This is a genomic window from Heliobacterium mobile, assembly GCF_009720735.1.
In the GTDB taxonomy this organism is placed as follows: domain Bacteria; phylum Bacillota; class Desulfitobacteriia; order Heliobacteriales; family Heliobacteriaceae; genus Heliobacterium; species Heliobacterium mobile.
Window position 1 is genome coordinate 1 of record NZ_WNKU01000089.1, and the last position, 1,319, is coordinate 1,319.

General features: G+C 52.5%; 2 tRNA genes and 3 rRNA genes. All 5 read right to left on the bottom strand.

Annotation, left to right across the window (positions count from 1 at the left end):
• Positions 1-365: ribosomal RNA gene (locus tag GJ688_RS19695) — 23S ribosomal RNA — on the bottom strand; the annotation flags it as partial.
• Positions 366-532: 167 nt separating this feature from the next.
• Positions 533-608: transfer RNA gene (locus GJ688_RS19700), tRNA-Ala, on the bottom strand.
• A 5-nt stretch (positions 609-613) separates the two neighbouring features.
• Positions 614-690: transfer RNA gene (locus tag GJ688_RS19705), tRNA-Ile, on the bottom strand.
• A 51-nt stretch (positions 691-741) separates the two neighbouring features.
• Positions 742-858: ribosomal RNA gene (rrf, locus tag GJ688_RS19710) — 5S ribosomal RNA — on the bottom strand.
• 372 nt (positions 859-1,230) lie between these two features.
• Positions 1,231-1,319: ribosomal RNA gene (locus GJ688_RS19715) — 16S ribosomal RNA — on the bottom strand; the annotation flags it as partial.

The following is a 1,319-nucleotide window of genomic DNA, read 5'->3' on the forward strand; positions in this document are numbered from 1 at the left end:
TGTTACCTGCTGTGCCGGGCCTTTCCAGACCGCTTCGACTAGGATGATTCGTTCGTGATGAAGGTCCCGCAACCCCGTCTCCGAAGAGACGGTTTAGGCTTTTCCCCGTTCGCTCGCCGCTACTGGGGGAATCTCGCTTGATTTCTTTTCCTCCGGGTACTTAGATGTTTCAGTTCCCCGGGTTGGCTTCACTGACCTATGGATTCAGTCAGCGATGTCCGGATATGACTCCGGACGGGTTGCCCCATTCGGGTATCTACGGGTCTACGCCTGCTTGCGGCTCTCCGTAGCTTTTCGCAGCTGTCCGCGCCCTTCTTCGCCTCTCAGCGCCTAGGCATCCACCGTATGCCCTTACTAACTTGACCTTATTTTTAATGATGGATTGCTTTGTTCTGTTTTGCCTTGGTATTGGAAATACCAACATACCCAAAACATTATCGTCGCATTCATCATTGCTTGCGCTTTACTTTACCTCTGTGCAGTTTTCAAGGAACAAGATGCCGCCGCAAAGCAGCGGCACTGTTTGCATGTATGGTGGAGATGAGCGGGATCGAACCGCTGACCCCCTGCTTGCAAGGCAGGTGCTCTCCCAGCTGAGCTACACCCCCACATATGGTGGGCCTAGGTGGACTCGAACCACCGACCTTACGATTATCAGTCGTACGCTCTAGCCAGCTGAGCTATAGGCCCCTATGCACCTGACAAGGTTACCTTATCAGGGTTTCACCGGTTACCCGGTCAATCTGGCAACGACCTACTCTCCCAGGGACCAACGTCCCAAGTACCATCGGCGCAGGAGGGCTTAACTTCCGTGTTCGGGATGGGAACGGGTGTGACCCCTCCGCCATTGCCACCAGATCAATATTTCAGTTGCTTTTGTCTGTTAAATCGTCGTGACCTCTTATGGTCACTGACCATCCAACTTCAAAGCGAGGTCCTTCCGGTTCATCACCGGAATTAAGATTCTACTACACTCGGTTGTGTAATTCAACCGGTAAGTTTCTCCAGTCCCTCAAAATCAAACAGTTGTGTCGCATTGCGTGCGTACCATTCCGTCCGGACCTGTCCCATTGAGCTTCATAAAAACCATGAACGGACACTAAATGGTCAGTTCAGCTTATCCATGAAGCTTGTTGGGAGGTCTCTGTCCGGTTCGACCTCGACATCTCACTGCATAGAGGTAACATTTCCTTCACAGGTTGCACCCTCTACCGTGACGAGTCTCCATAGAAAGGAGGTGATCCAGCCGCACCTTCCGATACGGCTACCTTGTTACGACTTCACCCCAATCATCGACCCCACCTTCGGCGGCTGGCTCC